The sequence below is a fragment of the Desulfovibrio sp. 3_1_syn3 genome, assembly GCF_000145315.2.
In the GTDB taxonomy this organism is placed as follows: Bacteria; Desulfobacterota; Desulfovibrionia; order Desulfovibrionales; family Desulfovibrionaceae; genus Desulfovibrio; species Desulfovibrio fairfieldensis.
Genome location: NZ_ADDR02000001.1, coordinates 1,456,140 through 1,482,807, shown reverse-complemented (window position 1 = coordinate 1,482,807; position 26,668 = coordinate 1,456,140). Strand labels below are relative to the sequence as shown.

The 26,668-nt window shown below is 59.6% G+C and carries 30 protein-coding genes; 23 read left to right on the top strand and 7 right to left on the bottom strand.

What is annotated here, in order from left to right:
• Nucleotides 1–38 precede the first annotated feature (38 nt).
• Nucleotides 39–674: a S24 family peptidase gene (locus HMPREF0326_RS06310; RefSeq protein ID WP_008686248.1), complete on the top strand. Its 636-nt coding sequence runs from the start codon at nt 39–41 to the stop codon at nt 672–674.
• A gap of 76 nt (nt 675–750) precedes the next feature.
• Nucleotides 751–1,275: a TIR domain-containing protein gene (locus HMPREF0326_RS15915; RefSeq protein WP_020990325.1), complete on the top strand. Its 525-nt coding sequence runs from the start codon at nt 751–753 to the stop codon at nt 1,273–1,275.
• A 47-nt stretch (nt 1,276–1,322) separates the two neighbouring features.
• Here HMPREF0326_RS15915 and HMPREF0326_RS06305 read toward each other — a convergent pair whose 3' ends face one another.
• On the bottom strand, nt 1,323–1,745 hold the full coding sequence (locus tag HMPREF0326_RS06305) for a hypothetical protein (RefSeq protein WP_035072826.1): 423 nt from the start codon (nt 1,743–1,745) through the stop codon (nt 1,323–1,325).
• 697 nt (nt 1,746–2,442) lie between these two features.
• Here HMPREF0326_RS06305 and HMPREF0326_RS16685 point away from each other — a divergent pair.
• From HMPREF0326_RS16685 to ggt, 19 genes are all read left to right on the top strand, one after another.
• Nucleotides 2,443–2,637, top strand: coding sequence for a hypothetical protein (locus tag HMPREF0326_RS16685; protein ID WP_020990324.1), 195 nt, complete (start codon nt 2,443–2,445; stop codon nt 2,635–2,637).
• Nucleotides 2,638–2,777: 140 nt separating this feature from the next.
• Complete coding sequence (locus HMPREF0326_RS06300) at nt 2,778–3,026, top strand: hypothetical protein (protein WP_020990323.1); 249 nt, start codon at nt 2,778–2,780, stop codon at nt 3,024–3,026.
• A gap of 477 nt (nt 3,027–3,503) precedes the next feature.
• Nucleotides 3,504–4,364 (top strand): YqaJ viral recombinase family nuclease, encoded by an 861-nt coding sequence (locus HMPREF0326_RS06295; RefSeq protein WP_020990319.1) that lies wholly within the window; start codon nt 3,504–3,506, stop codon nt 4,362–4,364.
• Nucleotides 4,361–5,395, top strand: a complete 1,035-nt coding sequence (locus tag HMPREF0326_RS06290; protein ID WP_008686253.1) for a hypothetical protein — start codon at nt 4,361–4,363, stop codon at nt 5,393–5,395. Before HMPREF0326_RS06295 ends, HMPREF0326_RS06290 begins: the two co-directional genes overlap by 4 nt.
• A gap of 114 nt (nt 5,396–5,509) precedes the next feature.
• Nucleotides 5,510–5,896: a hypothetical protein gene (locus HMPREF0326_RS06285; protein ID WP_008686254.1), complete on the top strand. Its 387-nt coding sequence runs from the start codon at nt 5,510–5,512 to the stop codon at nt 5,894–5,896.
• Nucleotides 5,897–5,920: 24 nt separating this feature from the next.
• Entirely contained in the window at nt 5,921–6,643 is a 723-nt protein-coding gene (locus HMPREF0326_RS06280; protein ID WP_008686255.1) for a hypothetical protein, read from the top strand.
• Nucleotides 6,644–6,792: 149 nt separating this feature from the next.
• Nucleotides 6,793–7,239 (top strand): hypothetical protein, encoded by a 447-nt coding sequence (locus tag HMPREF0326_RS06275; RefSeq protein WP_020990318.1) that lies wholly within the window; start codon nt 6,793–6,795, stop codon nt 7,237–7,239.
• Between the two features lie 195 nt (nt 7,240–7,434).
• Nucleotides 7,435–7,710 carry a gp53-like domain-containing protein gene (locus HMPREF0326_RS06270; protein WP_008686257.1) on the top strand — a complete coding sequence of 92 codons (276 nt, stop codon included), beginning with the start codon at nt 7,435–7,437 and terminating at the stop codon, nt 7,708–7,710.
• 174 nt (nt 7,711–7,884) lie between these two features.
• Nucleotides 7,885–8,142 (top strand): hypothetical protein, encoded by a 258-nt coding sequence (locus HMPREF0326_RS06265; protein WP_035072813.1) that lies wholly within the window; start codon nt 7,885–7,887, stop codon nt 8,140–8,142.
• Between the two features lie 231 nt (nt 8,143–8,373).
• Nucleotides 8,374–8,943 (top strand): hypothetical protein, encoded by a 570-nt coding sequence (locus HMPREF0326_RS06255; RefSeq protein WP_008686258.1) that lies wholly within the window; start codon nt 8,374–8,376, stop codon nt 8,941–8,943.
• A gap of 194 nt (nt 8,944–9,137) precedes the next feature.
• On the top strand, nt 9,138–9,410 hold the full coding sequence (locus tag HMPREF0326_RS06250; RefSeq protein WP_008686260.1) for a hypothetical protein: 273 nt from the start codon (nt 9,138–9,140) through the stop codon (nt 9,408–9,410).
• Nucleotides 9,407–10,000 carry a hypothetical protein gene (locus HMPREF0326_RS06245; RefSeq protein ID WP_020990315.1) on the top strand — a complete coding sequence of 198 codons (594 nt, stop codon included), beginning with the start codon at nt 9,407–9,409 and terminating at the stop codon, nt 9,998–10,000. Before HMPREF0326_RS06250 ends, HMPREF0326_RS06245 begins: the two co-directional genes overlap by 4 nt.
• A gap of 154 nt (nt 10,001–10,154) precedes the next feature.
• Nucleotides 10,155–10,289: a hypothetical protein gene (locus HMPREF0326_RS17485; RefSeq protein ID WP_269545619.1), complete on the top strand. Its 135-nt coding sequence runs from the start codon at nt 10,155–10,157 to the stop codon at nt 10,287–10,289.
• Between the two features lie 147 nt (nt 10,290–10,436).
• Nucleotides 10,437–10,910 (top strand): hypothetical protein, encoded by a 474-nt coding sequence (locus tag HMPREF0326_RS06240; RefSeq protein ID WP_008686264.1) that lies wholly within the window; start codon nt 10,437–10,439, stop codon nt 10,908–10,910.
• A gap of 17 nt (nt 10,911–10,927) precedes the next feature.
• Nucleotides 10,928–11,722, top strand: coding sequence for a Rha family transcriptional regulator (locus HMPREF0326_RS06235; RefSeq protein WP_008686265.1), 795 nt, complete (start codon nt 10,928–10,930; stop codon nt 11,720–11,722).
• A complete protein-coding gene (locus HMPREF0326_RS06230) occupies nt 11,719–12,018 on the top strand; it encodes a helix-turn-helix transcriptional regulator (RefSeq protein WP_008686266.1) in 300 nt (99 codons plus the stop codon). Before HMPREF0326_RS06235 ends, HMPREF0326_RS06230 begins: the two co-directional genes overlap by 4 nt.
• A 559-nt stretch (nt 12,019–12,577) precedes the next feature.
• Nucleotides 12,578–13,141, top strand: a complete 564-nt coding sequence (locus tag HMPREF0326_RS17360) for an EamA family transporter (protein ID WP_020990314.1) — start codon at nt 12,578–12,580, stop codon at nt 13,139–13,141.
• Nucleotides 13,123–13,476 carry an EamA family transporter gene (locus HMPREF0326_RS17355; protein WP_020990313.1) on the top strand — a complete coding sequence of 118 codons (354 nt, stop codon included), beginning with the start codon at nt 13,123–13,125 and terminating at the stop codon, nt 13,474–13,476. Before HMPREF0326_RS17360 ends, HMPREF0326_RS17355 begins: the two co-directional genes overlap by 19 nt.
• 205 nt (nt 13,477–13,681) lie before the next feature.
• On the top strand, nt 13,682–15,343 hold the full coding sequence (gene ggt, locus HMPREF0326_RS06220) for a gamma-glutamyltransferase (protein ID WP_008686269.1): 1,662 nt from the start codon (nt 13,682–13,684) through the stop codon (nt 15,341–15,343).
• Nucleotides 15,344–15,681: 338 nt separating this feature from the next.
• Here ggt and HMPREF0326_RS06215 read toward each other — a convergent pair whose 3' ends face one another.
• The 3 genes from HMPREF0326_RS06215 to HMPREF0326_RS06205 form a co-directional block, all read right to left on the bottom strand.
• Complete coding sequence (locus HMPREF0326_RS06215) at nt 15,682–16,131, bottom strand: GlcG/HbpS family heme-binding protein (RefSeq protein WP_020990312.1); 450 nt, start codon at nt 16,129–16,131, stop codon at nt 15,682–15,684.
• Nucleotides 16,132–16,338: 207 nt separating this feature from the next.
• Nucleotides 16,339–18,261 (bottom strand): TRAP transporter large permease, encoded by a 1,923-nt coding sequence (locus HMPREF0326_RS06210; protein ID WP_008686271.1) that lies wholly within the window; start codon nt 18,259–18,261, stop codon nt 16,339–16,341.
• 181 nt (nt 18,262–18,442) lie between these two features.
• Nucleotides 18,443–19,468, bottom strand: coding sequence for a TRAP transporter substrate-binding protein (locus HMPREF0326_RS06205; protein ID WP_009303456.1), 1,026 nt, complete (start codon nt 19,466–19,468; stop codon nt 18,443–18,445).
• Between the two features lie 865 nt (nt 19,469–20,333).
• Here HMPREF0326_RS06205 and HMPREF0326_RS06200 point away from each other — a divergent pair.
• Both HMPREF0326_RS06200 and HMPREF0326_RS06195 read left to right on the top strand, forming a co-directional pair.
• Nucleotides 20,334–22,247: a sensor domain-containing diguanylate cyclase gene (locus HMPREF0326_RS06200; RefSeq protein ID WP_020990311.1), complete on the top strand. Its 1,914-nt coding sequence runs from the start codon at nt 20,334–20,336 to the stop codon at nt 22,245–22,247.
• A gap of 89 nt (nt 22,248–22,336) precedes the next feature.
• Nucleotides 22,337–23,890 carry a helix-turn-helix transcriptional regulator gene (locus tag HMPREF0326_RS06195; RefSeq protein ID WP_020990310.1) on the top strand — a complete coding sequence of 518 codons (1,554 nt, stop codon included), beginning with the start codon at nt 22,337–22,339 and terminating at the stop codon, nt 23,888–23,890.
• Nucleotides 23,891–24,067: 177 nt separating this feature from the next.
• On the opposite strand, the gene HMPREF0326_RS06190 is transcribed toward HMPREF0326_RS06195, so the two are convergent.
• From HMPREF0326_RS06190 to HMPREF0326_RS06180, 3 genes are all read right to left on the bottom strand, one after another.
• Nucleotides 24,068–24,352: a hypothetical protein gene (locus HMPREF0326_RS06190; RefSeq protein ID WP_008686281.1), complete on the bottom strand. Its 285-nt coding sequence runs from the start codon at nt 24,350–24,352 to the stop codon at nt 24,068–24,070.
• Nucleotides 24,353–24,768: 416 nt separating this feature from the next.
• A complete protein-coding gene (locus HMPREF0326_RS06185) occupies nt 24,769–25,002 on the bottom strand; it encodes a hypothetical protein (protein WP_008686285.1) in 234 nt (77 codons plus the stop codon).
• A gap of 90 nt (nt 25,003–25,092) precedes the next feature.
• Complete coding sequence (locus HMPREF0326_RS06180; RefSeq protein WP_008686287.1) at nt 25,093–26,625, bottom strand: fused MFS/spermidine synthase; 1,533 nt, start codon at nt 26,623–26,625, stop codon at nt 25,093–25,095.
• Between the last annotated feature and the right edge of the window lie 43 nt (nt 26,626–26,668).

The window sequence follows — 26,668 nt, the reverse complement described above, 5'->3', positions numbered from 1 at the left end:
CAAGTTTACTTTTCGAGACAGAAGGTTAAGTAAAATCTATGGAAAGTTACGACATTCTCAAGAAGCAGGTAGGGGAATTGTTGGAGCGGATGGGAGGCAACAAGGCTGACCTTATGCGCCTCGCGACGGCTGACCCAGAAAATGAAAAATCAAAATTTTATAAATTCCTGGGGGGACAGAGCATCCCACAGGGAGACGCATTGGTGGAATGGCTCGTCCGTATGGGATTTACGATCACCCCACCAGACGAAAAACTCCAGGGCTATGCCATGATTCCCAAAGTCAGAGCGATAGCTGGTGCAGGTGAAAGTCTTGTCACATCAGGCAAGGTGACGGGACAGTATGCCTTCCGCGAGAGCTTTCTTGAGCGGGAACATATCCACCCTGAAAAATGCGTCCTGATGTGCGTAGCGGGCGATTCGATGGAGCCCTTAATTCGGGAGGGGGACACCATTTTAGTGGACGAATCCGAAAAAGGGAAAGAGTTGCGCGATGGGTATATCTTTGTAGTAGGGTTGAACGATGCCCTGATGGTCAAGCGCCTTGCCAAAATCCCCAATGGGTGGCGGCTTTGTTCTGAAAACAAAGAACGTCCGGATATTGATGTACAGGGGGATGACTTCAATACGTTCCGTGTTTATGGCCGTGTCCGCTGGTTCGGCCGAGTGGTGTAGCAGCCGCGCCATCTGGGCCTGGACGGACATGCGGGAGAAGTAGGCCGCTGGTTTCTTTTCAGGGGGGTATCATAATATGCCATATGGAATTAACGCATTGTTAGGACAAAATTGTCCTTTATTTCGTAAGGTGTTTCCTTCCTATGATTGGGATGAAGATGTTTGGCGCGTCAATCAAATAATCAATCTTCCTCATATCCTAGGCAGAGAAAATATGGGATTTATGAAGAATGTTCCCAATGAGGAAGTCAAAAGAAGTGATATTCTCATAAAAAAATGGATTGATGATAATATGAATGGATGTTCATGCCTTGTCGTATTTGTTGGAGAAAAAACCTATCAGAGCAAATGGGTAAAGTATGAAATAGAGCAGGCGCGTGAACGAGGCATGGGAAGAATTGTTGTCGGACTGGAAGGGATGAATAATCGCTATGGGATACCGAGTGCTGGTGGAATGGACCCATATATTGCACATGGGTTCTATACCTCCACGCCATCACCCCTCAACTACACAATTATGAAGTATTCCTGGATTAATGATAATGGTATAGAAAATATAAAGTTTTGGATTGAGGATGCATGCCAAAGGGCACGAAGATAGCGTACCCCCAATAGTAAGCCCCGGCAAAGTCGGGGCTTACAGTAGTTTCACGCAATCAAAAACAGGATAATTATCATTGCCGGATAGAGTAGCTGCGAAAAGGTAAACATAGTTCTTATCGTAGAAGGGACTTGATAACCGCTTGGGTTAAAATCCCAATCATCAAGGTACGGTTTTGTCCCCAAAACAATAGCTTTATGATGCTCCCGAAATTGACGTTCTAGGCGAAGGTATTTTGCATCCATGATCCAAAATGTTAGGGTGAGGATACAAAACGCAAGATAAGTATGTAAGCCTAGGCACACTACGCCACGGCCTAGCAATGCAAAAAAAATAACACACGCAACTAGAAAATAATTTTTTATTTTCTGCGAGTTATCAGCCATCCTTTTAATAATTTCCTGTGTTACCTTAATAGCCTCTATTTCTTGTGCTGAGAGCTGTGTATTTTTATCACGAACTTGATACATGTTAATCTCCTCATGTTAAGTTTTACTTACCTACATCACAACAAAAGCTCAACCACTTCCCCCCGCTCACTACGCCCCTCTCCCGAGGGGCTTTTTTATGCCCGTTCACTGGGCCGTCATCACGCCGAAATTCCCGGCGTGATTTTTTATATCAAGAGATTCACGACAACCGATTTTTTTCGCCTCAAAATCTCTTTGAGGCGATTTTTTTATATTTCAATTGTATAAAATAATCAACTTTTGGCTTGACAGTTTGTTTCTAATTAGAGACATTGGCTTTGCCAACGAGGAAGAGCGGCGAACACGGGCCACGGCCCAGAGTAGCACGAAAGCCCTGACCCGGAGGCGACCGCCTGGAGCAGGATTCCAGAGGCCCGAACGACGCGGAGCCCTATACGGAGGACGTGGATCAGTAGGAAACCGCGAGAGAAGCTCAGGGAGGCGGAAGGATCGGAAAAGAAAGCTGGCCCGGCAGGAAGGGGCACCCGCAAAAATGGCGCTCTATGAGAGTGCAGGCCGAAAGGCGGCGGGCGATGGCGACGAGAGCGCCGCACGGCCAAGGGCACGATGACCAGGCCGTGAAACCGAGATCAACAATAAATTTTGTTTCTGACCACCATTTTGCAGACACCAGCAAGATGGTGGGAATGGAGCGAAACTTACTAGGAGAACGCCATGAAGATCGCAAGGGGAAAACATGCTGAAAGAAGTAAGTAAGAAAGAATTTTTTGAGGTGATAGGCCCGCTTGACGTGAACCCCTACCCGCAAGGGAGATACGACGACTTGGGAGGATACAGAAATCTCTGGAAGTTACGAGACGGCACCCTTGTAGGTGTATCCGAACCGAAAACTTACGGCTCCCAGGAGAATAAATATTTTTTGAATCGTTAAGCCAATCAAGGCCGGGGGCATCGGATTTCCGGCCTTTTCTTTTGCCCCCCCCAACCCGGCAGCCCATGCTGCCTTCATCATACCGCCCCGGACTCCGGTCGGGGGCGGGATTGATGAAATTTTAACCAATGGAGGCGAACATGCCCTATGATTACTACGTGCTGTATGAGCACGGCGATGAGAAGTCTTTCCGCTCTTTCCCCACTTGGCCGCAGGCAGAATCATTCGCCGCCCGCATGAGCGACAATGGCTATTACACGATCACAACCCGCCAGTGCGCCCCGGCGTTGGAGCCTGTCACGGAAGACGAATCCAGGACAGCGGAAGACGAAAACGAAGGCATCTTCTGCCCGGCGACCATGACCCCGCCCGCTCGCGAGGCCGCGTGATGTGGGCCGAAATATCACCGTGCCGCAACTGGCGCGGCTGGCTTTGGGCCGTTGGCACTGTTCTGGTGCTGGCGGCCTTCAACTTTTTGGAGGCTGTGACATGGCCGTAATCACTCATTTCAGCTTCAGGTGCCGTCGCGTGATCGGCGTGCTGCCTATGCCAGATGGGGCGCGCAGGGCTTTTCAGGGAACCAGTGTGGCCCAGGTGTTACGCCTGTGGAATGAAGCGAGGTCGCGGCATGCGTTACGCTGTTTACGATAGGGCGGACAGGCTGACGGCACGTGCAAGGAACGCCGCATACATGCGCGAGCGGTATCAGGCCTTGCGCAGCGCCGGGATCTGCGTCCGCTGTAAAAATGCCGAGGCAATCCCCGGAATGTCTCTTTGCTGGGCATGCCGCCTGTACAACAATCAGCGGCGCAGCGGGGCGGACACGGCTCCCAAGAGTCCGTACAGCGACGGACGGAGGCAATGACATGACCAGGATGGAATGGCTCGAACTTCGCCGCTCCGGCATCGGCGGCTCAGACATGCCGTCACTGCTCGGCATCTGCCCATACGGCGGCACTCCTTACGGCGTTTGGCAAGCCAAGGTTTACGGGGCCGCCGACAAGGAGCCGACGCCCGACATGCAGCGCGGCAACTTCCTTGAGCCGATCATCCGCGATCTGTACCGGCAGGAAACAGGCTTCGAGGTGCAGACTCCGGGCCTGCAACGGCATCTGCTGGAGACATGGGCTATCGCCAACATCGACGGCCTTGTGACCCCCGGCCCTGATGAAAACGGACTTCCCCGGCCCCCCGGTATTCTCGAAATTAAAGCCCCACGAGCCAGGAAGTTCTACGCGCTGGAAGACGAAGGCGTTCCGGCGAACTATCAGGTGCAGATGCAGCATTACATGGGCGTTACCGGCCTCAAATGGGCTGATTTTTGCGCCTGGAACGCCGATGCCTTCCGCCTGCTGATTGTCCGCATCGAGCGCGACGACGCCATTATAAGCCTCATGTGGGACATTGCCCGCAACTTCTGGACCAAGCATGTGCTGACCGGCATTCCACCGGCTGCCGGTCCTGCAAAAGTCATCCACCTCCCGCCCCTTGAGCCGCGGCTGTGCGTCATGGATCCCCCGGAATGGACGGAGGCAGCCAATACGTGGCGGGAAGCAAAAACAATTTTCACGGAGGCCGAAGCCTATGAAGGGCAGTGCCGTGAGCGCCTTGTGCGCTTGGCGCTGGACTCCGGCAAGGCCAGAGTCAAAGGAAACGACGTGTCCGTAAGCATCGACAAAAACGGCGTTCCGCGTGTGCGGGACAGCCGAAAGGAGCAGGCAGCATGAGTGCTTTATCACCTGAAATCATGGACAGCGCCCCGGTTGTCCCGGGCGGCCCGGTTCCGGCGCTGATTGATCCGGCCGCCGTGGCCGCCGCAGAAGAGGCAAAGGCTCTGGTGCAGGCCGCCTATACGATGGCCATGCACCGCCCCCGCAACTATATGCAGGCCCGCCAGCGTATTCTGGACGCCTGCAAGCGCCCGGCGTTCGCGGGAACAGTGGAATATTCCAAGCCAGTGGGTAAAAACCGCCAAGGCCAACAGCAGTATATCAAAGGCCCCTCGATCCGGTTCGCGGAACTGGCAATTCAGCAGTGGGGAAATATCCGCGTGGATACGACCACCACCTTTGAAAACGATACCTTCCGCAAGGTGCGCATTCAGGTGCTGGACCTCGAAACAAACTCCAGTTTCGGAAAGGTCGTTTCCATTACAAAAACTGTTGAGCGCAGGGACAATAAGGGCCGTGAGGTAGTGGGCCAGCGCAAAAATTCCTACGGCGACACTGTCTATATCGTGGTTGCCACCGACGAAGAGCTTGCCATCAAGGAGGCGGCCGCAGTCTCCAAGGTGGTGCGTAATGAAGGATTGCGCCTGATCCCCCAAGACATCATCGACGAGGCCCTTGAGGTGGCGAGGGCCGCCCGGCGCGGCGACGTGGCTGATCCGCAAGAGCGTATTCGCAAGGTTTGTGATCTGTTCGCCGCCGTGCGCGTGACCCCGGAAGATCTCTCGCAATACCTCGGCTGCCCCGTTGACAAGGCCAGTCCGGCGCAGATTGATGATTTACAGACCGTCTACGCAGCTATCAAAGGCGGTGAGGCGAAGTGGAGCGACTACGTGCAGCACGATGACGACAAGCCCGACGCCGCGAGCACTGAAACAGCCGCCAAGCTCAAGGACAAGCTGCAAGGCGCGAAGGCCGCCAAGACGGCCGCCGACGTCAAGCAATACGCCTGCCCGCGCAAGAATGGCGACCCGGTAGAAAATGAAGACTGTTTCCACTGCCCTGAACGTGACGGCTGCCTGGCACGATAAATCCCCTCTCCATCCCCTCAGCCCGCGCCCGCCCGCGAAAGGCGGGCAAAATACCATATAGCGATATTGCCGCCTCCGGGCGGCTTTCTTTTCACCTAAAATCTGGAGGAACCCATGATTGAACTGAACGTGTCCACCTTGTCCGGCGGCGCTCTTGTCGAGCGTATTCAGGACGAAATTAGCAAGGCCATTGCAAACATTACCGATCCCAACACTCCGGCCAAAAAGGCACGCACGGTCACGATGAAAATGACCATCAAGCCCAACGAGCAGCGCAACATGGCCGAGGTGTCCGTGGCGACTTCTTCCACTCTCTGCGCCCCCACGCCGATTGAAACAGGCATCTACATCGGCATGAACCCCAAGACAGGAGAAATCGGCGCTTCCGAAATGACCAGCGGCGAAGACCCCATGCAGAATATCTTGCCCAATGTGGAGTCGGCCCTGCCGGGCAAGATCACCCGCTTCCCCGACGGCAAAACAGCCAGTGCCGGGAACTAATCTTAAAAAGGGAGAATTTTTATCATGCTCAAAGAACTGTATAAGGCTATCCGTGGTGATGCTGCCCCCACTATCATTGAGGTCAATGGTCGCCAGTATTCGGACTCGGAACTCTGGTCCGTGCGTACTCCGACGCCCGACACGATTGAGGTTAAAACTCTCACGGCTCTGGTGGACTATCTGAAAAACAATGTGGATGGCTTGGCCCTTGATAAACTCCTTTGCCATGTGGAATCCCCGCATGCGGTTTCCGTACAGTCCGCTCTTTTGGGAGACTTCGATGACCGCAAAATCTATATCAGGGCAGAACTGGATCAAATCAAGCTTCCCTTCAACAGTTGGACCGACGCCGAAGCCTTCAATATCGCTTTGCAAGCCTGCTTTGTGGATCCGGACGACGCCTTGCAGACAACTGACAAAGGGCTTGTGCTGAAATATGTCTCCAATATCAAGACCACCGCCGAAGCCGGGATTTCCGACGATGGGGTGAGTCAGGCCGTCACTATCAAAAAAGGCATTGCCAGCGTGGAAAATTCCGTGCTGCCGAATCCCGTCACCTTGCGGCCTTTCCGCACCTTCACGGAAGTGGAACAGCCCGCCAGCCGTTTTGTGTTCCGCGTTCGGCACGAGGACGAAATGGAATTCATGCTGGTCGAAGCTGATGGCGGAGCTTGGCGTGGTGAGGCCATGAAAAATGTGAAGGCCTTTATGGAAAAGGAAGTTCCTGGTCTGAGCGTCATCGCGTAATCATTTCCCGCTCCCGCGGCCGTGGAGGCACCGGCGAGGCTCTAGCCTTCCCTCTCCGACCCGCCGGGAGGAACAGAAGTCATGTATCATGGCCCGTATCGGCCCACAGAAGCGCTAAACGGCAAACCATATAGCATTAGGAGACAGAAATGAATCAGCAACCTTCCATGATAAACTGCGCATGTGCCATGCCCGGCATCCCGTATACCGGCATGCTCAGCTTTGCCCAAATCGCGCATGCGGCCATGCCGGACACGTCCCGTGCCATCCCGGTTCAGGACATTGCCATTGCCGAGACCCAGGAGGATCTCTATACCCCTTACACCCCGAAATATGATGGGTATCTCTCTGTTTTGGGACTTTCTGGTCCGAGCCCGAATGAAGGAGTCATCTCCATTTCCAAGGGCCTATCCATTGCCGATAATGATATAATCCAAAATGTACGGACCTGCACAACAGTTCGCCAAGGTCTTTTTGTCCCCCTGCTTGCGGGTGTGACCTACCACATCCGGACCCACAACATCAAATCCATCCGTGCGCAATTCTTTCCGCTGGTGGCCTATGCCATGGACGGGCGCTGGGTTATGGGTGTGTAGAGTTTCTCCGCAGAATCCCTTTTGAGCTCCCGCCGCGTCAAGTCACACGGCGGGAGCCGGACTTTTTAACCCACAGGAGATAAAGATGCCCGAAAATCAGGACCATCCCTGCCGGAGCTACTCCATGCTTCCCATCAAAGGCTTTGGCCTGGCGGTGGACACCAGTGCCCTGGGCGGTGATCTCCCTTCAGGCGATTGGAACAAAAGCTCGAAGACAACGGATGGGTCAAATTTCCCAATGGCCTGATCCTGCAATGGGGATGCTACACCGGCAATAAGATGGGCATGGTGTCAGTACCGTTCGAAAAGCAATTTGCCCAGCGAGCCTTCACTGCGGTGGCTACGTTCCTGAACGCCGATGGAAACGCAGATATTGGCGTACCTGAACTGGCTGTCGATCATATGGTGGTAAATGTGGATACAGGCAAGGTGGGAGTGTTGAACTTCCGATGGATTGCCTTAGGCCTGTAGCCCCGCCAAACATGTAAGCAGCCATGCCGGGCGGCGTTGTAGCCCGGCTTTACGGCAGGCGCGGCGCGGGCGAACCGCGATAACGTTGCAGCGTTTAGGACGGTTAAGCTGCATCCCGTCTTATGCCCGGTGCGAATCCGGGGCCTGCCATTCACAATCACATAGGGAACAACCATGCGAGGCGCAATTGAACAATGGAAGGACGCTGCCGAGTTCGAGGCGCGAGTGGCGGAAAAGATGGCAGGTGGGGAACCCTTCTGTCCACCACCTAGCGAGCCGGTTAAATGCGCCTGGGATATCTGGGGGGAGTCATACGAAAAAGACTTCCCCGAAGAAAAAGCAATACAGGTTTGCAGATGGTGCTCGCTTAGAGCTGGCCGCCTTGCGGTGGAAGCAGAAATGGATGCAGAAATGAAGGAGGTGGCGCAATGAGAAAGCCCAAATGGAATCCCCACGATGTTGAGAGCCTCCGCAGACAGTATCGGATTCCCCTGAAGAAGCATGCTCCTGTTGAGTATCAAGGGCGACGCGGTCAGGTAGTTGGAACAGACGGGCCATATATCTGGATTCAGCTTGACGGCGAAGCGCAGCCAATCGGCCCTTGTCATCCTACATGGGAAATGAGGTGGCTTGATACCGCCCACGCCGCCACGGAGGACCGCCATGACCAACCCTGACTTTTCCACAGAGGCCCTACTAACCCGCAAAACGGTAGCTGAGATCGCGTTGTGCGAGAATTCGTGTCAACATGATTTGACCCCCTACCTCATAGACACAGAACTCAGCCTGGAATGCATAGGGCACATCGCCGCCAACTCCCCAGATGTGGTCATCGCTACCATCGACGAACTGCTGCGGCTGCGGGAAGAGAACGAAAGGCTGAAAGAGGGTTTGGAGAATGCGTTGCATGTCAATGAACTCCGCCTTGCAGAGATCGCCAAGACACTAATCACGGGGCTGGCAGAAGGAATCACGGGAGATTCTAAAAGCGTCACGTCTCAGATTCGCGCGACATGCGTGCACTGCAATGCCAGCTTCACCAGAGCGGAAGAAGCAACCGCGCATGACAATGTGTGCCCCAAACATCCGGCAAATATCAGGGCGGGACGGCTGGAGAAAGAAATAGACTGGCTCGCGCAAGCCGCCGCAAACTGTGAATGGATGGGCCGCAGAGTGTCCCCAAAATTCATGCGCGAAGCCGCCCGCAGAGCTGTGGAGAGCGCTGATGAATAATCTTACGGAGGGCTGGACATGGCTGCGCAACTCTCGGAAGTGGCATTACTTCCGCAATAAGCAATCGTTATGCAATAAGTACATGCTGCTCAAAAAACCTTCTGAGGGATATGAGATGGACGTGGAAAGTTCTGATAACTGCGCTATCTGTGCCCGCATAAGAATTAAAGAGATAAAGAACGCTGGAGCATGGAATGAAGAAAACGCGTAAATTCTATGCTTCCCCGCCTAAAGTCTTACCTAACGACGAGGTGTACGTGCTGAACACGCGCTATAAAAATACCAGATGGGAACATGGGACAGTCATGCGTGTTGAGGCGCGCGTTGTCCCTGGCACCCGAGAAGACACGTACACGCTGTCGTACTGCTACGCCGTGAGAATCGATCTCAAAAACACAAAAAGTGGTTTCCGCATTATGCACGTCAGCGGAGAAGAGATCGAGCCCTGCACTGTGGAGGAAGTATGAAAGAGCGCCCCATCCTGTTCAACAGCGACATGGTTCAGGCTATCCTTGGCGGTCGGAAGACGCAGACGCGGCGGCCGGTGATGCGGACGGTTGCGCCTCCCACTAGATTGAGAGGGAATCATGTGCCCCCCTGCCCACTCGGGCAACCAGGCGACCGCTTGTGGGTCAAGGAAACTTTTTACAAATACTACCCGGAAGAAGGATGGCCATCGCCCAAAGCCCTTTACAAGGCTGACGGGCTTACTCTCGCCAAAGTGGACAGCGAAGGCAAAAAACAGCGCTGGACGCCCTCCATCCACATGCCCCGCATCCTGTCCCGCATCACCCTGGAGATTACCGATATCCGCGTGGGGCGGCTGAAGAAGATGACAAACGACGATGCAATTGCCGAGGGCGCATATGAGGTCAGCCGCGTCGGTGATGGACCGGCAAGCGCCACATGGACAATGGGCGCGAGTCAGGAATGGCGCTATGATTCCCCTTTGCAAGCATTTGAGGCCCTGTGGAATTCTATTTATGCTCAGCGCGGTTTTGGCTGGGACGTAAACCCGTGGGTATGGGTCATCACTTTTAAGCGTGTGGAGGATTAGAAATGCCAGAAGAATTGAAACCATGCCCGTACTGCGGTAATGATTATCCCGCCAAATGTTTCGATCCATCCTTGGGCTGGAAGTACTCCATCATATGTAATGTCTGCGGGATGCAAGGGCCACGAACGAAAGCCAGCGACGAAGCACATGCCGCATGGAACGCCCTTCCCCGCTCCCGCGCATCACCCCCAACGACGCCGACTGCGTCGGGCTGCCCCGAGCGCCGCGACCAAAGTCTGGTGTGGACGAAGGAGCCGCCGACGGTGCCGGGGTGGTACTGGCTTTATGAAGAGTCCAGTCCTTCCCGCCCAGTTGAGGTTGTGCCGTTTGGTCCAAAAGGCATCATGCACATACACGGGTACACGGAAATGCAGCCGGTAGCCAGCATTATGGGCTGGTGGGCTGGCCCCCTCCTCAGGCCGGAGGAACTCGTATCATGACCTACGCGCCCACCTACCCCAATCCCGGCGTCCAGCACACGCGCGCCGTCTTGGCCTTGACAGCCACCCAGGCTTGCCTCGAAGTCTTCCGGCCAGCTGCGAATTGCGGAATAGCCCTCAAGCGTCAGCTGGACAAGATCAGCCGGTGGATCGCGGCCTGCGCCCGGCAGACCAGAAAAAAGCCGCTGTCCGCAGGGGCCAAGCGCGATTTGGACAAGAAATTCCGCGTCCTCGAAGGGTACATGATCACCGAGAACATGGACGACGAGACGCGCTTCCGTCGCTGGGCCGCTCTGATCTGGGCGGCCCTCACTTTTATTGAGGACGTTTGCAACACCTGTCCGGTCTATGCCCGGTGCCCTCAGTGGAGATACCTACGCCAGACGGTCAACACACTGGCCGAACGGCTTCGGGAGCTGGATCCGGGCATGGATGAGGAAGGGACACGAATCTATGAGGAGGCGGCGTAGACGCCGAAGGAGATATAATGAACATTGGAATCGCGCTGAAAGAAGTCAACGGCAAGGAAATCCCCGCCGTCACCAGTCTCCAGGTAGCGGATGCGTTCGGAAAAGAACATAAGAACGTGCTGGCAGACGTACGTAAAATTTTGGATGAAGACAGCGACGGATTCGGAGCGCTGAATTTTGAGCGCTCCTCCTATCTGTCTGAACAGAATAAGGAAATTCCCATGTACGTCATGAGCAAGGACGGTTTTATCCTCCTTGTCATGAGCTACACCGGGCCGGAAGCCATGCGGGTGAAGAAGGCCTACATCGCCCGCTTCAACGAGATGGAGGAACGGCTCAGAAACAATGTCCCCGGTCTGCCAAACTTCCAGAATCCCGCCCTGGCCGCCAGGGCCTGGGCCGAGCAGTTCGAGCAGCGCCAAATCGCAGAATCCCAGAGGGACGAAGCCCTCAGGACCAAAGCCTGGATCAGCGACAAAAAGACGGCCACGGCCATGGCAACGGCTTCCGCTGCCGCACGCAAGGTCAGCGCACTTGAAGACGAATTGGGGCGCGGCAAGCGCTACAAGGCCGTCAAAGCCATTCCCTGGCTGCGGGACGTGTTCATTCCCAGCAAGGGCATGTATTCCATGGTCGGCAAAGCGCTCAAACGCTTGTCGCTGGATCTTGGGTACTCTGTGGAGAAGCTCGCCGCGCCTGAATACCCCGATGGCGTTAACGCGTATCACGTGGACGTGATTGCGGCTTTTGACCGTGAGCTGAACCAGAACCCCGGCATGCTGGACCGCTACCGCAGGAGGGATGCCGCATGACCGATCACCTGTTACGACGCAAAGACATCGCGGCCATGCTGGGCACAAGCCCCGGTGTGGCCGCTTCGATTTATATGGAGGATAAAATGGATGATCAAGGTAAAACCGAAAAACGTCTTATCCGCGCGGCGGAATTTATGGCGAGGCTGGGCATCAAAAAAACCAAGTTTTACGACGCTAAAAAGGCTGGGATCATCCCCCCTCCCGTACACGTTACTAAAACGGTTATCGCATGGCCCGCGTCAGTCGTCGAGCAGACGATAGACGATATCAGCCACGGACGGCTCTCTCTTTGAGGGCGTCAATATGATCCCGCCCAAGCCTGCACATGCGCCGCCTATCTTCGAGGTAGGCGGCGCGGGGGAGGGGACGGGGTCAGGATCATAAAAAGAGAGTAACCCCGCACAGTAGGGCAACGAAAGAAAAAAGGGGCAACTTTGGGGGCAACTATTTTCCATTTAAATTATATTTCATTTTATATCAATAAATTAGATATATTATTCAAGAGGTGGTGGGCCACCAATGCACATTCCGCCAAAGCCCGCCGAGGTTCGCAAAACCACGGCGGGCTTTGCTTTTGGGGGAATCAGTCTCCGGCACTGCTCATAACGCTCATTGACAGCCGAAAATTTTCCGGGCTATTGCCCAAGGGGCTGGCTGCGTTCACATCCCTGACGCCAGAGGCCCTGCCCCGCTGGAATGCCGCCCCGTGCGACAAGAGCCACGGGACAACAGCTCATATGCGTCCGCACGTCGGCGGCGCTCCGCTGCCGCACCGACGAGGAGCCCCCTTTCTTCCCCCACCTCCGAAAACATGCTTGCCAAGCCCCCGACGGCAAAACGACGGGAGACTACATGGGTTTTTTCTACAGCCTGCTGGCTGCGGCCACCTTCGGCCTGACGCCCTTTTTCAGCATCCCGCTGATGCGCAGCGGCCTCAGCCCGCAATCCGTGCTGTTCTACCGTTTTCTGACGGCCACCGTCATCATGGCTCTCATCCTCCTGCCCCGCCGCCGTCTTCTCCCGCCCTGCCGCAGCGACATCGCCAAGCTGGCCGGGGTGAGCCTCATGTACATGCTGGCGGCCCTGACCTTTTTCTGGAGTTTCGCCTATCTGCCCAGCGGCGTTGCGGCCACCATCCATTTTCTCTATCCGGTCATAGTCATGCTTTTCATGGTGTTCTTCTTCGGCGAGCGCTTTTCCCCATCCACCGCGCTGGGCGTGCTCCTGGCCCTGGGTGGAGTCTTTCTGCTGGGCAACGCCTCCCCGGACAACAGGGGCATCACGGATACGGGGCTGCTTCTGGCCCTGCTCTCGGCCCTGTGCAACGCGCTCTACATCACCGGCATCTTTGCCGCGCGCCTGCGCTGCAAAGACGGCCTGATCATCCCTTCTGGCTGTTGCTCTTCAGCACCCTGACCTCGCTGGGCAACGCCCTGGTCACGGACAACCTGCAATGGCTGGAAAGCCGCTGGCAGGTGGAACAAATCTGTCTCCAGGCCCTGGTGACGGCCGTCATTTCCAATCTGGCCCTGGTTCTGGCCGTGCAGCGCATCGGCTCCACCCTGGCCTCGGTGCTGGGCGCCACGGAACCGCTCACCGCCGTGCTGGTGGGCATCCTGGTCTTTGAGGAAGCCTCCACCCTGACGGTCTGGTGCGGCGTGGCTCTGGTCTGCCTTTCCGTGGCCGTGGTCATGCTCGGTCCACAGTGGCTGCGGCGGTCCCCGGCCCCGGACGGCGGGGCTCAGTCCTGAACCGGAATGCCGTCGTAACGGACAGCGGGCGCCCGCGCAACGCACCGGCCCGGAGATGCGGGTCAACGCCTTTACTGAGCCGGACGGATGAGCTATAGAAACGGGATATCTTCACAACCGGCCGCAATGGTTGAAAAATCGTCCTTCGAGGGCCTCCGGCCCACCAGAAGGCGTAAAACGCGGCGCAAGACCGCCTGAGGTGCGCATGAACACCACCGTCCGCTACTCCGCCACAATTCCCTCCGGCATCAATCCTCTGGGGCGTAAAGGCATGGTCAGCACGCCCCACTATCTGGCTTCCCAGGCTGGGCTGGACGCCCTGCGCCGGGGCGGCACGGCGGTGGACGCGGCCATTGCCGCTTCAGCCGTGCTGTCCGTGGTCTACCCGCACATGTGCGGGCTGGGCGGCGACAGTTTCTGGCTGATTTACGACGCCGCGCGCGGCGAACTCAAAGCCCTGAACGCCAGCGGCCGGGCGGCCGCCTCGGCCAGTCCGGAATTTTACGCGGCCAGGGGATTCAAAGCCGTGCCCGCGCGCGGCTATATGGCGGCCTGCACCGTGCCCGGCGCGGTGTCCGGCTGGGATGAGGCCTTCAAACTGAGCAAGACAAGCATGGGTTCGCCCCTGTCCTGGGCGGAGCTGCTGGACCCGGCGCGCGGCTACGCGGAAGACGGCTTTCCCGTGGGTCATTCCCTGGCCCACTGGCTGGCGGTGGACACCAGCGGGCAGGGCGCGGGGCGCGGCCTGCATCAGTTCCCGGCCTTTCTGGACGTTTTCTGCAAGGAAAACGGCCGTCCCTACACCCTGGGCGAGACCCTGCGCCAGCCCGATCTGGCCGACAGCCTGGCCCGTCTGGCCCAACACGGCGCGGACGAATTCTACCACGGCTCGATTGCCCGCGCTATTGCGGACAGCATGATGCTGCACAGCGGCCTGCTGACCGTGGGAGACATGGACGATCACCAGGCCGACTGGGCCGAACCCCTGCGCGTGCCCTACCGCGACCTGACGGCCTGCAGCGCGCCGCCCAACAGTCAGGGCATGGCCGCGCTGGAGATTCTGAACATCTGCAACAATCTGGATCTGGCCGCGCTGGGCGAAGGCAGCGCCGACTACTATCAGGCCATGGTGGAAGCCGTGCGCCTGGCCTTTCAGGACCGGGACCGCTGGCTTTCGGACCCGGCCTTTGGGGATATTCCCCTGGACCGGCTGCTCTCGCCGGAATACGGCCGGGAGCAGGCCAAGCGCATCCGTCTGGAACAAAGCTCCGGCCCCCTGCCGCCCCTGGCTCCGGGCGGGGATACGGTCTGGCTGGGCGCGGTGGACGCGGCCGGCAACGCGGTTTCCATGCTCCAGAGCATTTATCACGAATTCGGCTCGGGCATGGTGGCCACGGGCACCGGCATTCTGTTGCAGAACCGGGGCTGCGCCTTCTCGCTGGACCCGGCGCACGTCAACTGCCTGGAACCGGGCAAGCGCACCATGCACACCCTGACCCCGGCCATGCTGCTCAAGGACGGCAGGCCCCGGCTGGTCTACGGCAGCATGGGCGGCGAGGGCCAGCCCCAGACTCTGGCGGCCCTGACCACCCGCATTGTGGATTTCGGCCTGGCCCCGCAGGACGCGGTCAATGCCCCGCGCTGGCTTCTGGGCCGGAGCTGGGGCGCGCCCGACAACGACCTCAAGCTGGAAGGCCGCGTTCCCGAAAGCGTGGCCGAGGAACTGCGCCGTCGCGGCCAGCCCGTGCTCATGGTCGAGGACTATACGGAAATCATGGGCCACGCCGGGGCCATTCTCTGCGACGAGGACGGCCTGCTGCAGGGAGCGTCGGACCCGCGCGGCGACGGCCAGGCCGTGGCGCTGTAAGCCCGCATACGGCAAAAGAAGCCTGGAGGCGTGCGACCTCCAGGCTTCTTTCAGACTGATGACGAATCCCGCTTGCGCGATATGCGCGCCGCCATCGGCTCGTTTTCAGAAAAAACTCGCCGGGCGGAAAGGCACAAAAATCAGTCGGCCACGGCACGGCAAAGCCGTGATCTGCTTCTGATTTTTGGTCGCGTTGACAACATCAACGCTCTGTAAAGGAGCCTGGAGGCGTGCGGCCTCCAGGCTCCTTTTTTATGCGCGCCGCCAGGAATCCGGCGTGGATGGAAAGCGGGACATTGCCCGGATCAACATCTTCCCGCCTTTCGTGCAGGGGGATTTCAGTCTCTTGCTGTTGGATTGCCCTCTCCCAGCAGCGCGGCTGCCAGCCGCCCGGCCAGCACCTCGTCCTCCGCAGGCTTGCGGCCGCTGACGCCCACGCCGCCCACAGTCCGGCCCTCCAGGCACAAAGGCACGCCGCCCGCCAGACTGGTCAGCCGGTGTTGGGGGCCGTCGCAAAAATCCGCCAGGCTCAGATGCTCGCGCTCCAGACGGGCGTGCAGGGCACTGGTGGGCGTCTCCAGCACGGCGGCGGTATAGGCCTTGGCCAACGCGATGGGCGTGCCGCGCCGTTTGGCCCCGGCCATGCGCGTGTAGTGCAGCAGATCCCCCACCGCGTCGCAGACCGCGATGCAGAGAGGCGCCTGGCCGTCTCCTTCCGCCTCAGCGGCCAGATCGGCCACGGCGCGCAGGATGCGGGCATGATGCGGCATATCGGGCTGTCCGGACATATCGGATTCTCCTTCAGGCAATGAGGATGCCCGCCATTAAGTGGGAATCAAGCGTAGTGCGCTCCAGGGTCTGTTAACACTATAGCATTTTTGTTCGCCTGCAAGGAAGATAAATCTGCTTTGAGGGAGTGTACTCTTCTGGTACTCGACCGAAAAAGCAGGTGAAATCTAACGCAGCAGGCGGGCAAAAAGGCATAGTGTTACCCCTTACAGGAGGAAGAGCGACAGGCTCGGCCAATACGTCACCAGCAGCAGGATGACCAACATGGTCAGAATAAAGGGCACGGCCGCCCGCGAAACCAGCTCGATCTTCTGCTTGGTGATGCCGCAGGCCACGAAGAGGTTCACGCCCACCGGCGGCGTCACGAAACCGATGGCCAGGTTGACCACCATGATCACGCCGAAATGGATGGGATCCACACCCACCTTGGTCACCAGGGGCAGCAGGATGGGCGTGAGAATAACGATGGCCGCCAGGGCCTCCATGAAGGTGCCCACCCAGAGCAGCAGCACGTTGATCAGCAGCAGAATGGCGATCTTGTTGCTGGTCAGGTCCAGGATGGCCGCCGCGATGCGTTCGGGCACCTGCTCCAGGGTCATCACATTGCCGAAAATGGTCGCCATGGCCATCAGCATGATAATGACCGCCGAGGTCTGGGCCGACTCCACGCAGCACTTCCAGAGCGAGGCCAGGGACAGCTCCCTGTAGACGAAGAGGCCCACCAGCAGGCCGTACATGGCGGCAATGGCCGCCGCTTCGGTGGGGGTCATCAGGCCGCCGTAGATGCCGCCCAGCACGATGACCGGCACCAGCAAGGCCCATTTGGCTTCCCACACGGCGCGGCCGACGGTCTTCAGGCTGCGGGGGCGGGCCTCGCCGCGCCAGCCGTTTTTACGGGCAATGACATACGCCGTGGCCATCAGGGCCAGGCCGGTGAGAATGCCCGGAGTGATGCCCGCCAGAAAGAGCTTGCCCACCGAGGCCTGACCGGCCACGCCATAAACCACGAAGGGATTGCTGGGCGGGATCATCACGCCGATGGCCCCGGCTGCGGCCACCACGGCGGCGGCAAAGAGCTTGTCGTAACCGCGCTCGACCATGGCCGGGATGGTCAGGGTGCCGATGGCCGCCACCGTGGCCGGGCCGGAACCGCTGATGGCCGCGAAGAACATGCAGGTGGCGATGCTGGCGAGGGCCATGCCGCCGGCAAGGCCGCCCACCAGTTCATCGGCCAGGGACAGCAGGCGGCGGGAAAGGCCGCCCGCGCCCATGAACACCCCGGCGGCGATGAAGAAGGGGATCGCCATGATGGGGAAGTTGTCGATGGAGGTGAAGGCCACGCTGGCGATGTAGCTCACGGGCAGGGTGCCCGCGCCCACCACGGTCATCAGGGCCGCGATGCCCAGGGAGAAGGCGATGGGCACGCCGATCAGCAGCAGAACCACGAAATAGCCGAAGAGCAGCGCAATGGCGTTCAGATCGTCAAACAGCAGCACCGGCGCGAAAAGCAGGGCCGTGAAGGCCGCGCCCGCCAGCGCGTCCCGCCAGGAAGAGGCCCGCAGTTGGCGGACCAGGTCCTCCAGGGCGCGCAGGGTCATCAGGCCGAAGCCCAGAGGCAGGATCAGATAGGGAACGGCATAGGGAATGCGCAGGGCCGCCGTCACCTGGGGCATGGCGAGCTGCATGCTGATGTGTTCCACGCCCTCCGTAAAGACGAACGCGCTCAGGATCAGCAGACAGAGATCCACCACGATCCAGCTCAGGCCCTGAACGCGGGGCGGCAGCCGGTCGTAAATGATGTCCACCCGGATGTTGCTGCGCTGGCGGATGGCCAGGGGAATGGCCAGATAGGAGATCCAGATGAAGATATAGCGGGACAGTTCCTCGGACCAGACCGACAGGCCCACATAGTGGGAAACGGTTTCGCGGATCCTGCCCACCGGCAGGAAACTTCCCAGCCAGGCACTGAAACGGGGGCCGTCCAGCAGGGCCAGCAGCTCGGTGATGGAATAGCGGTAGACGGTCTGGTAGGTGATGATCCCGATCATCAGGAGCATGCCCACGACCAGAAAGGGTTTTTCCAGATTGGCGTCAAGCAGACGCAGAAGTTTACGGGCGGATGAGGACATGGGATACTCCGTACGGCAAACAGCCGGGAAGAACGCGCCGGATCGCCGGAAGAGCCGGTTGGTGTGAGCAGGCCCGCTCCGCCGCGCCGTGCGGACGCAGGAAATCAGGCGACATCATCAGAGGACCGTCGGGCCGGGTCCGAAAGCGCGGCCGCGCTCCCGGACCCGGCGGCACGGATGTTTACTTCTGGGTTTCGAGCACCATTTCCACCAGTTCGGGCGGGAACTTGTCCTGGAACTTGTCCCAGACCGGACGGGTGGCCTTGCGGAAGGCGTCAAGCTGTTCGTCGGTCAGATCCACGATCTTAATGCCGGCCTTGATGAAGCCTTCGCGGGCCTCAGCCTCGTTCTTGGGGTAGAGCGTGGCACGCTGATAGGCCAGGGCTTCGGCAGCGGCCTCGCGGATGACCTTCTGGGCTTCGGGGGGCAGCTTGTCCCACCAGGCCTTGTTGGCCATCATGACCTGCATGCCGTAGTTGTGGGCCGTGGTCACGGCGTACTTCAGCACTTCGTGGTGCTTGGCGCCGTACATATGGGGGAAGGTGTTGCCCTCGCCGTCCACGGTACCCTGCTGCAGGGCCGTGTAGGTTTCGCCCCAGGCCACGGGCGTGGGATTCATTTTCAGAATCTTGGCCACTTCCACTTCCACGGCGGAATCCGTGGTGCGCATCTTCAGACCGGCCAGGTCTTCCACCTTGGACACCGGGCGGTTGATGGTCACGAAGTTGCGGTAGCCGTATTCGGCGTACATGATCGGCTCCAGGCCGATGCTGTTGGCGACCTTTGTGAAGTACTCGCCCAGCTTGCCCGAATCGATGGCTTTATACAGCTTTTCCTGATTCTTGGGGCTGGTGATGTACGGCAGGTCAAAGACCTGATAGAGAGGAGAGAAATTGGCCATATTGGGAGTGGAACTCACGGCCATTTCCAGGCTGCCCTTCTGGGCGCCCTCCATCAGCACGCGGTCGCTGCCCAGAATGGCGTTGGGGAAGACCTGGACTTTGATCTTGCCGCCGCTCTTCTGCTCCACCAGTTCCTTGAACTTTTCAAAAGCCAGGGTGATGTGATTGCCCGGAGGCGTGGTATGGGCCACCCGGAATTTGATTTTGGGACCGTTGTAATCGGCGGCATGGGCCGTAATAGCCGGTCCCGCCATCAGGGACAACGCGGCCGCGAAGCCCGCTGCGAGGGAAAACATCCTGTTCATGGCAACCTCCTGCCTTTGTTCAGGTTATGGCGTGCGATAACGCCCAGGGCCGTATTCTCAAGCGCATGCGGCGGCGCGTCGCAAGGACGTGTTCCGGTCCTCCGGCGCGCGGCCCCCGGCCCGGAGGCCGACGCCGCACGGCTCGCCGACGCTTCCGGCGCCGGTTTTTCCGAGCGTGTTCTTTTCAGCACAAAGCCCGGAAGCCAACAATCGTTCAGGGAAGTAATTTGCGGCAAAAAGACGGAAATCCTTTTTGCGCGTAGCCCGCAAACAGCCTCATACCTAAAAGGATGACATGGATATCTCATTGAATTTCAAACAAAAACCAACTACAGTATGATCACGACGCCTGCGCGCCCTGTTCAGCGCCGAACGCGCAAGCTGAAAAATTCCGGCCCAGGCCAGGGGGCGGCATGCTGCTCGCAACGCCGGAAAAACATCCGAGGAAAAGCAACGGAAAGCGTCGGCAGTCCCGCGCCGCCGGACCCGCGGAAGTGAGGCCGCGGTAAGGGCCTTCCCATTTCCTAGTGTCTTCCTCAGGATTGGAGCCGTGCCCGCGTGATTCACGGCAGCCGGGCGCCGTGCTATCAGGATGTGGAAGACATGATGAACTGCTTGCGCGCCTGCGCGCGGCAGAGCATGGTCCGCGTATTTTCCGGGCTTTGTGCAATTTATCGCGAGAAGGGGTCCACTCGCCCGCTGCCGCCGCTACGCGGCATGGATGTTCCGCGCCGGGCCGCGGACATGCCCACCGGCTTTGCCGGGTCCGGTCCAGGGGCAGTTGCTGTTCAGAATTCCGGATGGAGATGCGGACCGCTTTTCCGGCCGACAGTGCCGGGTGGAAGCGGCGGGAGGGAAGAAAATATTGAAAAACGACCGCCTGCTGAAGATCAATTTCAACATCACGCTGGTTCTGGTCATCGGATTCACGCTGACCGCCATACTCAGCTATCGGGCCAATTACCAGGCGTCTCTGGACAATATCGAACAGGTCTCCTCCCTGACCGCCGAGGGCATCTACTATCGGCTGACCACAAAGTTCACCAAGCCGGTCAACATTTCACTGACCATGTCCCACGACAATCTGCTGGCCAGGCATCTCTCCGAGGAAAAGGAGCATCTGAAGGACAAGGCCTACACGGAAACCACGCGAGACTACCTGGAAACCTACCGGGAAAAATACGGTTTTGCTTCCGTCTTCCTGGTCTCAACGGCCACGCGGCGCTATTACACCTTTCAGGGCATCGACCGCATTCTGAACAGGGACAATCCGGAAAACGCATGGTACTTCCGCCTGATGGACAGCCCCCAGGACTATGCCTTGCACGTGGACAACGATGAGGTGTGCGGCGCGGACAATGAAATCACGGTGTTCGTCAATTGTAAGATCAAAAATCCGGATGGCAAGGTGCTCGGCATAGTGGGCGTCGGCATCCGCATCGATTCCCTGAAAGAACTGCTCAGGGGCTATGAAGAAAAATACCATGTAACGGCAAGCCTCATCAGCGAGAGCGGCGAGGTCGAAATCTCCACCAGCCACAGCGGGTATGAAAAAAAAGACTGGTTCGAGCTCCACCATCAGGAGGACATCCGGCGGGAACTCCTGAACTGGCGGGAAGATGCTTCGAGCCTGGAGCTCTGGACGCCCTCCGCGCCCCAGAGCGGAGAAAAAAGCTTCATCGTCGCCCGCTATATCCCGGAATTGTCGTGGTATCTGATAGTGGCGCAAAACACCGGGCTGCTGATCAGGGAAATGCAGACCCAGCTCTATCAGACCTGCGCGGTTCTCGTTGCCGTCATCCTTGGCGTGCTGCTCATCATCACCACCGTCATCCGCAATTTCAACAGGCAGATCACGCAATTGATGGAAGAACGGCAGGCTTTGTTCCAAAAGGCCACGGAACAGCAGTATGACAATATCTGCGAGTTCAATATCACCGGCAACCGCCCGGAAGGACGGCGGACCGAGGAATATTTCGCGCGCCACGGCGCCGGGGGTCTTCCCTATGACCAGGGAATGCGTATTCTTGCGGAGAAATATATTCTCAAGGAACATCAGGCGGAGTTTCTGGCAATCTTTGCATCCCGCAATGTTCTTCGGGAATATGAGGCCGGAAACAATCACCTTCGCTATGAGTTCATGATGCGCCGGGACGAGACCCCCTGCAGCTGGATGCGGATCGACGCGCATATTTTTTATTCGGCGGAAGATGCCTCCGTCCACATGTTCACCTACAGGAAAAATATCGACGGGGAAAAGAAAAACGAATGGCGGGCAGTGACGGATGAAATGACCGGCTTTTACACCAGGAAGGCCGGCGAGCGCATCATCGACGGCATGCTTTCCGAAAAACCGGATGCCGGATATGCCTTTTTCATCCTTGATATCGACAATTTCAAGCAGGCCAACGACCGCTTCGGCCATGTGTTCGGCGACCATTGCATCAGAACCTTCACGGCGATCATCAGACGGCATTTCACGGACAAGGCTGTGCTCGGCCGGATCGGCGGGGACGAGTTCATGGCCTTTGCTCCCGGCCCGGACAGGAAATGGGCCGAAGCCAGGGCCGGGGCGCTGTCCGAAGCGCTGCGCACGGTCTGCACGGACGGCACGGCGCGCTGGGACATGTCCGCGAGCATCGGCGTGGCCCTGGCTCCGCAGGACGGCACGGATTTCAACAGCCTGTATCAAAACGCCGACGCCGCCCTGTACCAGACCAAGAAAAAGGGGAAAAACGGCTTTTCCATGTACGACGGCCGCAAGGACGGACCGCATTGAGGCCCGCGGCGCGCGGACCCGTCCCCTGCGGCGGCCGCTCCCCGCAAAGAACGGCGGGACGTGGAACTTAACTCTGCCCGAGGTACGCCTTGAAAGAGCTTCGCTATATCCTGGGCGCGGGCTGCCTGAATGCCTGGCTCTGGCTGGTCTTCCGCAGCTACGGCGACCCGGAGCCGTTCCTTTTCAATGACGAATTCGGGCGGCTGTTCGCCGTGCTGCCCTGCGCCGCGCTGTTCCTGCTGCTGTTCGGCCTGTGGCGGGAACGCCTGCGCGCCGACGGCATGCTGGCCCGGCTCTGGATCGCGGGCTGCGCGGGCCTGATCAGCCCGCTGCTGCTGAGCCTGGATCTCGCCCTGTTCGACAATGCCCCGGCGGGCGCGGTGATCAGCGCGCTGGCGGGTTTCGGCTTTGCCGTGGGCTTTACGGTGCTGGGCATGGGGGTGGCTTCGCTCTCGCACGCGGGCATTCTGGTGGTGGTCAGCGGCGGCATCATCGCCAGCCGCGCCCTGATCCACGGCCTGCTGAGCCTGCGGCCGGAGAGCCTGCTGCTTCTGCCCGTGGTCTTCGCCCTGGCGGCCAAACTGCTGCTTGAGCCGCCCCCGGCTCCGCCCGCGCCGCCGGAAGCGGCGGGCAACCCCGCCCAAGGCGACCGGAGCGGCGCGCCGGAATCCGCCGCAATGCCCGCTCCGCCAGGCCTGACGGGCCCGGCGGGCCTGGCGCCGATCTACGCCGTCTACGCCCTGACCGGCCTCAGTCACGGCCTGTACTACAGCCTGCTGGCCGTCATGGAGCCCCTGCTGCCCCGTCCCAAGCCGCACCTGCTGCTCATTGTGGTGCTGAGCTGCCTGATCTCCCCGCTCTGCATCCACCTGGCGCGCCGGGCCTCCCTCTGGCGCACCATCCTGCTCATGGGCCCGCTGCTGGTGGTGGGCTATACGGCCTGGCCGCTGCTGCACCGCGAATCCCCGGCCCTCTCCCTGGACAGCCTGCACTTCGCCTATACCCTGCTGGGCGTCTACAGCTACACCACGCTGTTTTACGCGGCCTCCTGGCTCAACGCGCGCCGCCGGGGCAACGGCATCCGGCTGATCGGCTTCGGCGGGGCCACGCTGCTTCTCAGCCTGCTGCTGGGCACATACGCCCTGCCCGCCATCCGCGCCAGCCTTTCCCACGGCACCACGGTCAACTACCTTTTCGCCCTGCTGGCCGTCACCATTCTGCTTTCCAGTTCCGCTTACGTCTTCCTGCTGGAGCAGATGGGATTCTGGGAGGCCGCGCCGCCCGGCCGCCCGACCCGCCCCACCCGGCCCCTGCCGGGCGCGTTCTCGCCCGTGATCCAGATCGAGACAGCGGCGCAGGGCTCGCAGGAGGCACAGGAGGACGGCCCGCTTCCGCCGGAGGCCCTGAATCAGGAAGACTGCGAACGGCTTTTCCGCCAGCTCGGGCTGACCCGCCAGCAGGCCTGCATCGCGGCCATGCTGGCCCGGAAGCGCCATGACGCCGATATCTGCGCCAGCCTGAACATTTCGCCCAGCACGCTGAAAACCCATATCCGCAATATCCTGCGACGGCTGAACATCAACAGTCGTCACGAACTGCCCTGGCTGGCCTGCCGCGCGGCGGGCGGCCAGGGCGAAGAGTGAACGGGGAGGAAGGGACGACGCGACCGCGCCTCCCCTCGCCCGCCTGACGGAATGTACCACGGAAGACGGCGGAGCGCCCCTTCCCCGAACGGGAAAAGGGGCGCTCCCTGAAGCGGATCACTCTCGCCCCGGCCGGGTGGGCCGTCGCGCAGCCCCACCGAAGACAAGGGGAAAAGCTTATTTTTCGATCCAGGACAGCAGGGCGTCCACGATCTTGCGGGCCTGCTCGGCGCTGGAAATGGTGAATTTGGACTGCTGGCGGTATTCGCCGCCCGATTTTTTATAGCGCCGGATCACATATTTATCCGGGCCGTAATCGTCGGTTTCCGGCCGCCACTGCTGATAGCGGAACAGGATGGTGGTCCAGGCGCCCTTGCTCAGCACCACCTTGTCCAGTTCGTTGATCAGAACCTGGCCGTTTTCCTCATACTGTACGGTAAGATCGTCGATGGATTCGTTCAAAACATCCTCGCAATGGGCGCGGCGGGACCGCCTGTCCCCGCGCCGCGCTGTTTAAACCCATTTGAAATGCTCTGACGAGGCTGCGGGAGCAGCCCCGCGCTCTCAAGCCGTAAGCGCATTATTTGCTCTTTTGCCTCTCCCGCCGGCGAGCCTTCACGCTTTGCGGCGAGGACGGCACAGCGGCGTGCCGCGAAGACCGACCCGACGGGCGGCCCATAGGGCCGTGCCTGTAGCCCAAAGGGCGTACAGGCATCGAGAGCAACGCGGCGTGGATTCCGGCGAAACGACCGAAGGCAGCCCCAGGGGCTGTCATCGTTGGCGACAACGGAACCATACGGGGATCGACAGCAACGATAACCACGTTTTTCGCCGGAATGCCGACTTTGAAATTTGTAAAATTTCAAAGGTAATCCGCTCTAGACGCCGGTAAAGTTCGCCAGCACGCCCTTCACGGTTTCGGGCAGCTCGGGCTGCTGCACCACCATGTCCGCCGGGCCGGGGCCGTAACGGTTGGAGGTGGTCTGCGCCGTGGCGGTCATGGCCATCAGCCGTTCGGACATGGTCAGATCCCGTCCGCTGCTCATTTTCCGCCCCAGCATGGTCAGCACGTTTTCCGTGATGTCCACGGGTTTGACGTTGTTGTGTTCCATAGCACGGCCTCCTTCTGTGAATGCTAAACTACAGATTTCATCGGCATACCGCAAGACGGCTTTTGGGACGCCGGGGGAAAGCGCCCCGGCTCACTGCCGCAGCAGCATCAGGGCGTAGCGCTCCACCGGCGCGAAGTCGTCGGTAAGCGCGGGAATGTCCGCCGGTATGACCCCGGCGTAGCGCACGGCCAGCATGGCGTCCGTTTCCGGGGCCGGGGGGTCTGTCGCCCCAGCCGCTGCGTCCGCCGCCGGGGGCGCGGCATCGGGAACGGCTTCCGGAAACGCCAGCAGCATCAGGTTCTGCACCTCGCCGGGCCGGTCAGGTCTGCCCACGCAGTACACGCCCACCTCGGCAAAGGCGGCGGCCAGCGCGTGGCAAATGCCCCGGAACAAGCGCCCGTCCGGCCCCTCCACCGCCGAAATCACATTCATCAGCAGGGCTCCCCCCGGAGCCACGGCACGGCGCAGAGCCCGGGCGGCCTCCACGGTACCCATCTGGAAGGGTACGGAATAGTGCGAATTGAAGACATCCACGAAAACCAGATCATAGCGCTCGTTCTGCCGGTTGAGAAAGGCGCGGGCGTCCTCGTGCCGCACCGTGAGGCGGGGATCGTCCCTCAGGCCGAACCAGCGCCGGGAACTTGCGGTCATGGCCGGGTCCAGCTCCACCACGGTCAGGCGCAGACGCGCGGCGTCCAGCCCGCTTTTGCCCGACAACAGCCACTTGGGCACGGAATAGCCCCCGCCGCCGAGCATCAGCACCTTGCGCGCGCCCGGCACATGGCGCGGCCCCAGGGCGTAAAAACGGGTATAGTCGAAATACAGTTCGTCCGGGGCGTCCAGCAGCATGCCCGACTGGCTGTAGCCGGGATCCGTGGCCATCAGGCGCACGGCCCGGCCGTCCCGGGCGCGGTCCACGCCTTCCATGATCCGGATGCTGTTGTACGGGCTCTCCACCAGGCGCACGCCGCCCTTTTCCGCCAGCCATTGCCCGTAAAGCCCGTCCTGCCAGGCCAGCAGGATACAGAGGATCAGCAGCAGGAGACGCGGCCAGGGCCGGGCCGGGGCGTTGCAGAGGGAAAGCAGCAGCATGCAGAGGGCCACGCCCCAGAGAATGACCGTGCTGCCGAAAAAGGAAATCAGCACAAAGCCGCCCAGAAAGGTGCCCAGAATGCTGCCCGCCGTGGACAGGGCATAGAGCCGTCCCACCGTGGCCCCGGCGGTGTCCACGTCCGCGATGCGCAGGCGGATTACATAGGGGGTGATCATGCCGAAGAAAAAGGCGGGCAGGGCGAAAATGCCCAAGGCGGCGGCCACGGCGGCCAGATACAGGTTGCCCACGGCCTGGGTCACGCCCGCTCCCAGCGCCGTATGGCAAAAAGCCGTAAGCGCGCAGCCCAGTCCGGCCCCGGCCAGGGCCTGGCCCAGCCCCCGGCGGGAGAGAGTCTTGTCCGCGAAGCGGCCCCCGGCCCAGGCCCCCAGCGCCAGACAGGCCAGCACCACGCCGATGAGGCTGGTCCAGACAATGGCCGAGGTGCCCACGTGCGGGGCCAGCACCCGTCCACCCACCATTTCCAGCACCATGACCAGCGCGCCGCTCAAAAAAACCGTCAGTTCCAGCATACCCGGTCCTTTTTCCGGCGGGGGGCGTTCAATCAGGAGAATA

Bases quoted from the DNA above. Each gene is read 5' to 3' on its own strand.
- HMPREF0326_RS06310 (WP_008686248.1), top strand. From the start codon at position 39: ATGGAAAGTTACGACATTCTCAAGAAGCAGGTAGGGGAATTGTTGGAG.
- HMPREF0326_RS15915 (WP_020990325.1), top strand. From the start codon at position 751: ATGCCATATGGAATTAACGCATTGTTAGGACAAAATTGTCCTTTATTT.
- HMPREF0326_RS06305 (WP_035072826.1), bottom strand. From the start codon at position 1,745: ATGTATCAAGTTCGTGATAAAAATACACAGCTCTCAGCACAAGAAATA.
- HMPREF0326_RS16685 (WP_020990324.1), top strand. From the start codon at position 2,443: ATGCTGAAAGAAGTAAGTAAGAAAGAATTTTTTGAGGTGATAGGCCCG.
- HMPREF0326_RS06300 (WP_020990323.1), top strand. From the start codon at position 2,778: ATGCCCTATGATTACTACGTGCTGTATGAGCACGGCGATGAGAAGTCT.
- HMPREF0326_RS06295 (WP_020990319.1), top strand. From the start codon at position 3,504: ATGACCAGGATGGAATGGCTCGAACTTCGCCGCTCCGGCATCGGCGGC.
- HMPREF0326_RS06290 (WP_008686253.1), top strand. From the start codon at position 4,361: ATGAGTGCTTTATCACCTGAAATCATGGACAGCGCCCCGGTTGTCCCG.
- HMPREF0326_RS06285 (WP_008686254.1), top strand. From the start codon at position 5,510: ATGATTGAACTGAACGTGTCCACCTTGTCCGGCGGCGCTCTTGTCGAG.
- HMPREF0326_RS06280 (WP_008686255.1), top strand. From the start codon at position 5,921: ATGCTCAAAGAACTGTATAAGGCTATCCGTGGTGATGCTGCCCCCACT.
- HMPREF0326_RS06275 (WP_020990318.1), top strand. From the start codon at position 6,793: ATGAATCAGCAACCTTCCATGATAAACTGCGCATGTGCCATGCCCGGC.
- HMPREF0326_RS06265 (WP_035072813.1), top strand. From the start codon at position 7,885: ATGCGAGGCGCAATTGAACAATGGAAGGACGCTGCCGAGTTCGAGGCG.
- HMPREF0326_RS06255 (WP_008686258.1), top strand. From the start codon at position 8,374: ATGACCAACCCTGACTTTTCCACAGAGGCCCTACTAACCCGCAAAACG.
- HMPREF0326_RS06250 (WP_008686260.1), top strand. From the start codon at position 9,138: ATGAAGAAAACGCGTAAATTCTATGCTTCCCCGCCTAAAGTCTTACCT.
- HMPREF0326_RS06245 (WP_020990315.1), top strand. From the start codon at position 9,407: ATGAAAGAGCGCCCCATCCTGTTCAACAGCGACATGGTTCAGGCTATC.
- HMPREF0326_RS17485 (WP_269545619.1), top strand. From the start codon at position 10,155: ATGGAACGCCCTTCCCCGCTCCCGCGCATCACCCCCAACGACGCCGAC.
- HMPREF0326_RS06240 (WP_008686264.1), top strand. From the start codon at position 10,437: ATGACCTACGCGCCCACCTACCCCAATCCCGGCGTCCAGCACACGCGC.
- HMPREF0326_RS06235 (WP_008686265.1), top strand. From the start codon at position 10,928: ATGAACATTGGAATCGCGCTGAAAGAAGTCAACGGCAAGGAAATCCCC.
- HMPREF0326_RS06230 (WP_008686266.1), top strand. From the start codon at position 11,719: ATGACCGATCACCTGTTACGACGCAAAGACATCGCGGCCATGCTGGGC.
- HMPREF0326_RS17360 (WP_020990314.1), top strand. From the start codon at position 12,578: ATGGGTTTTTTCTACAGCCTGCTGGCTGCGGCCACCTTCGGCCTGACG.
- ggt (WP_008686269.1), top strand. From the start codon at position 13,682: ATGAACACCACCGTCCGCTACTCCGCCACAATTCCCTCCGGCATCAAT.
- HMPREF0326_RS06215 (WP_020990312.1), bottom strand. From the start codon at position 16,131: ATGTCCGGACAGCCCGATATGCCGCATCATGCCCGCATCCTGCGCGCC.
- HMPREF0326_RS06210 (WP_008686271.1), bottom strand. From the start codon at position 18,261: ATGTCCTCATCCGCCCGTAAACTTCTGCGTCTGCTTGACGCCAATCTG.
- HMPREF0326_RS06205 (WP_009303456.1), bottom strand. From the start codon at position 19,468: ATGAACAGGATGTTTTCCCTCGCAGCGGGCTTCGCGGCCGCGTTGTCC.
- HMPREF0326_RS06185 (WP_008686285.1), bottom strand. From the start codon at position 25,002: ATGGAACACAACAACGTCAAACCCGTGGACATCACGGAAAACGTGCTG.
- HMPREF0326_RS06180 (WP_008686287.1), bottom strand. From the start codon at position 26,625: ATGCTGGAACTGACGGTTTTTTTGAGCGGCGCGCTGGTCATGGTGCTG.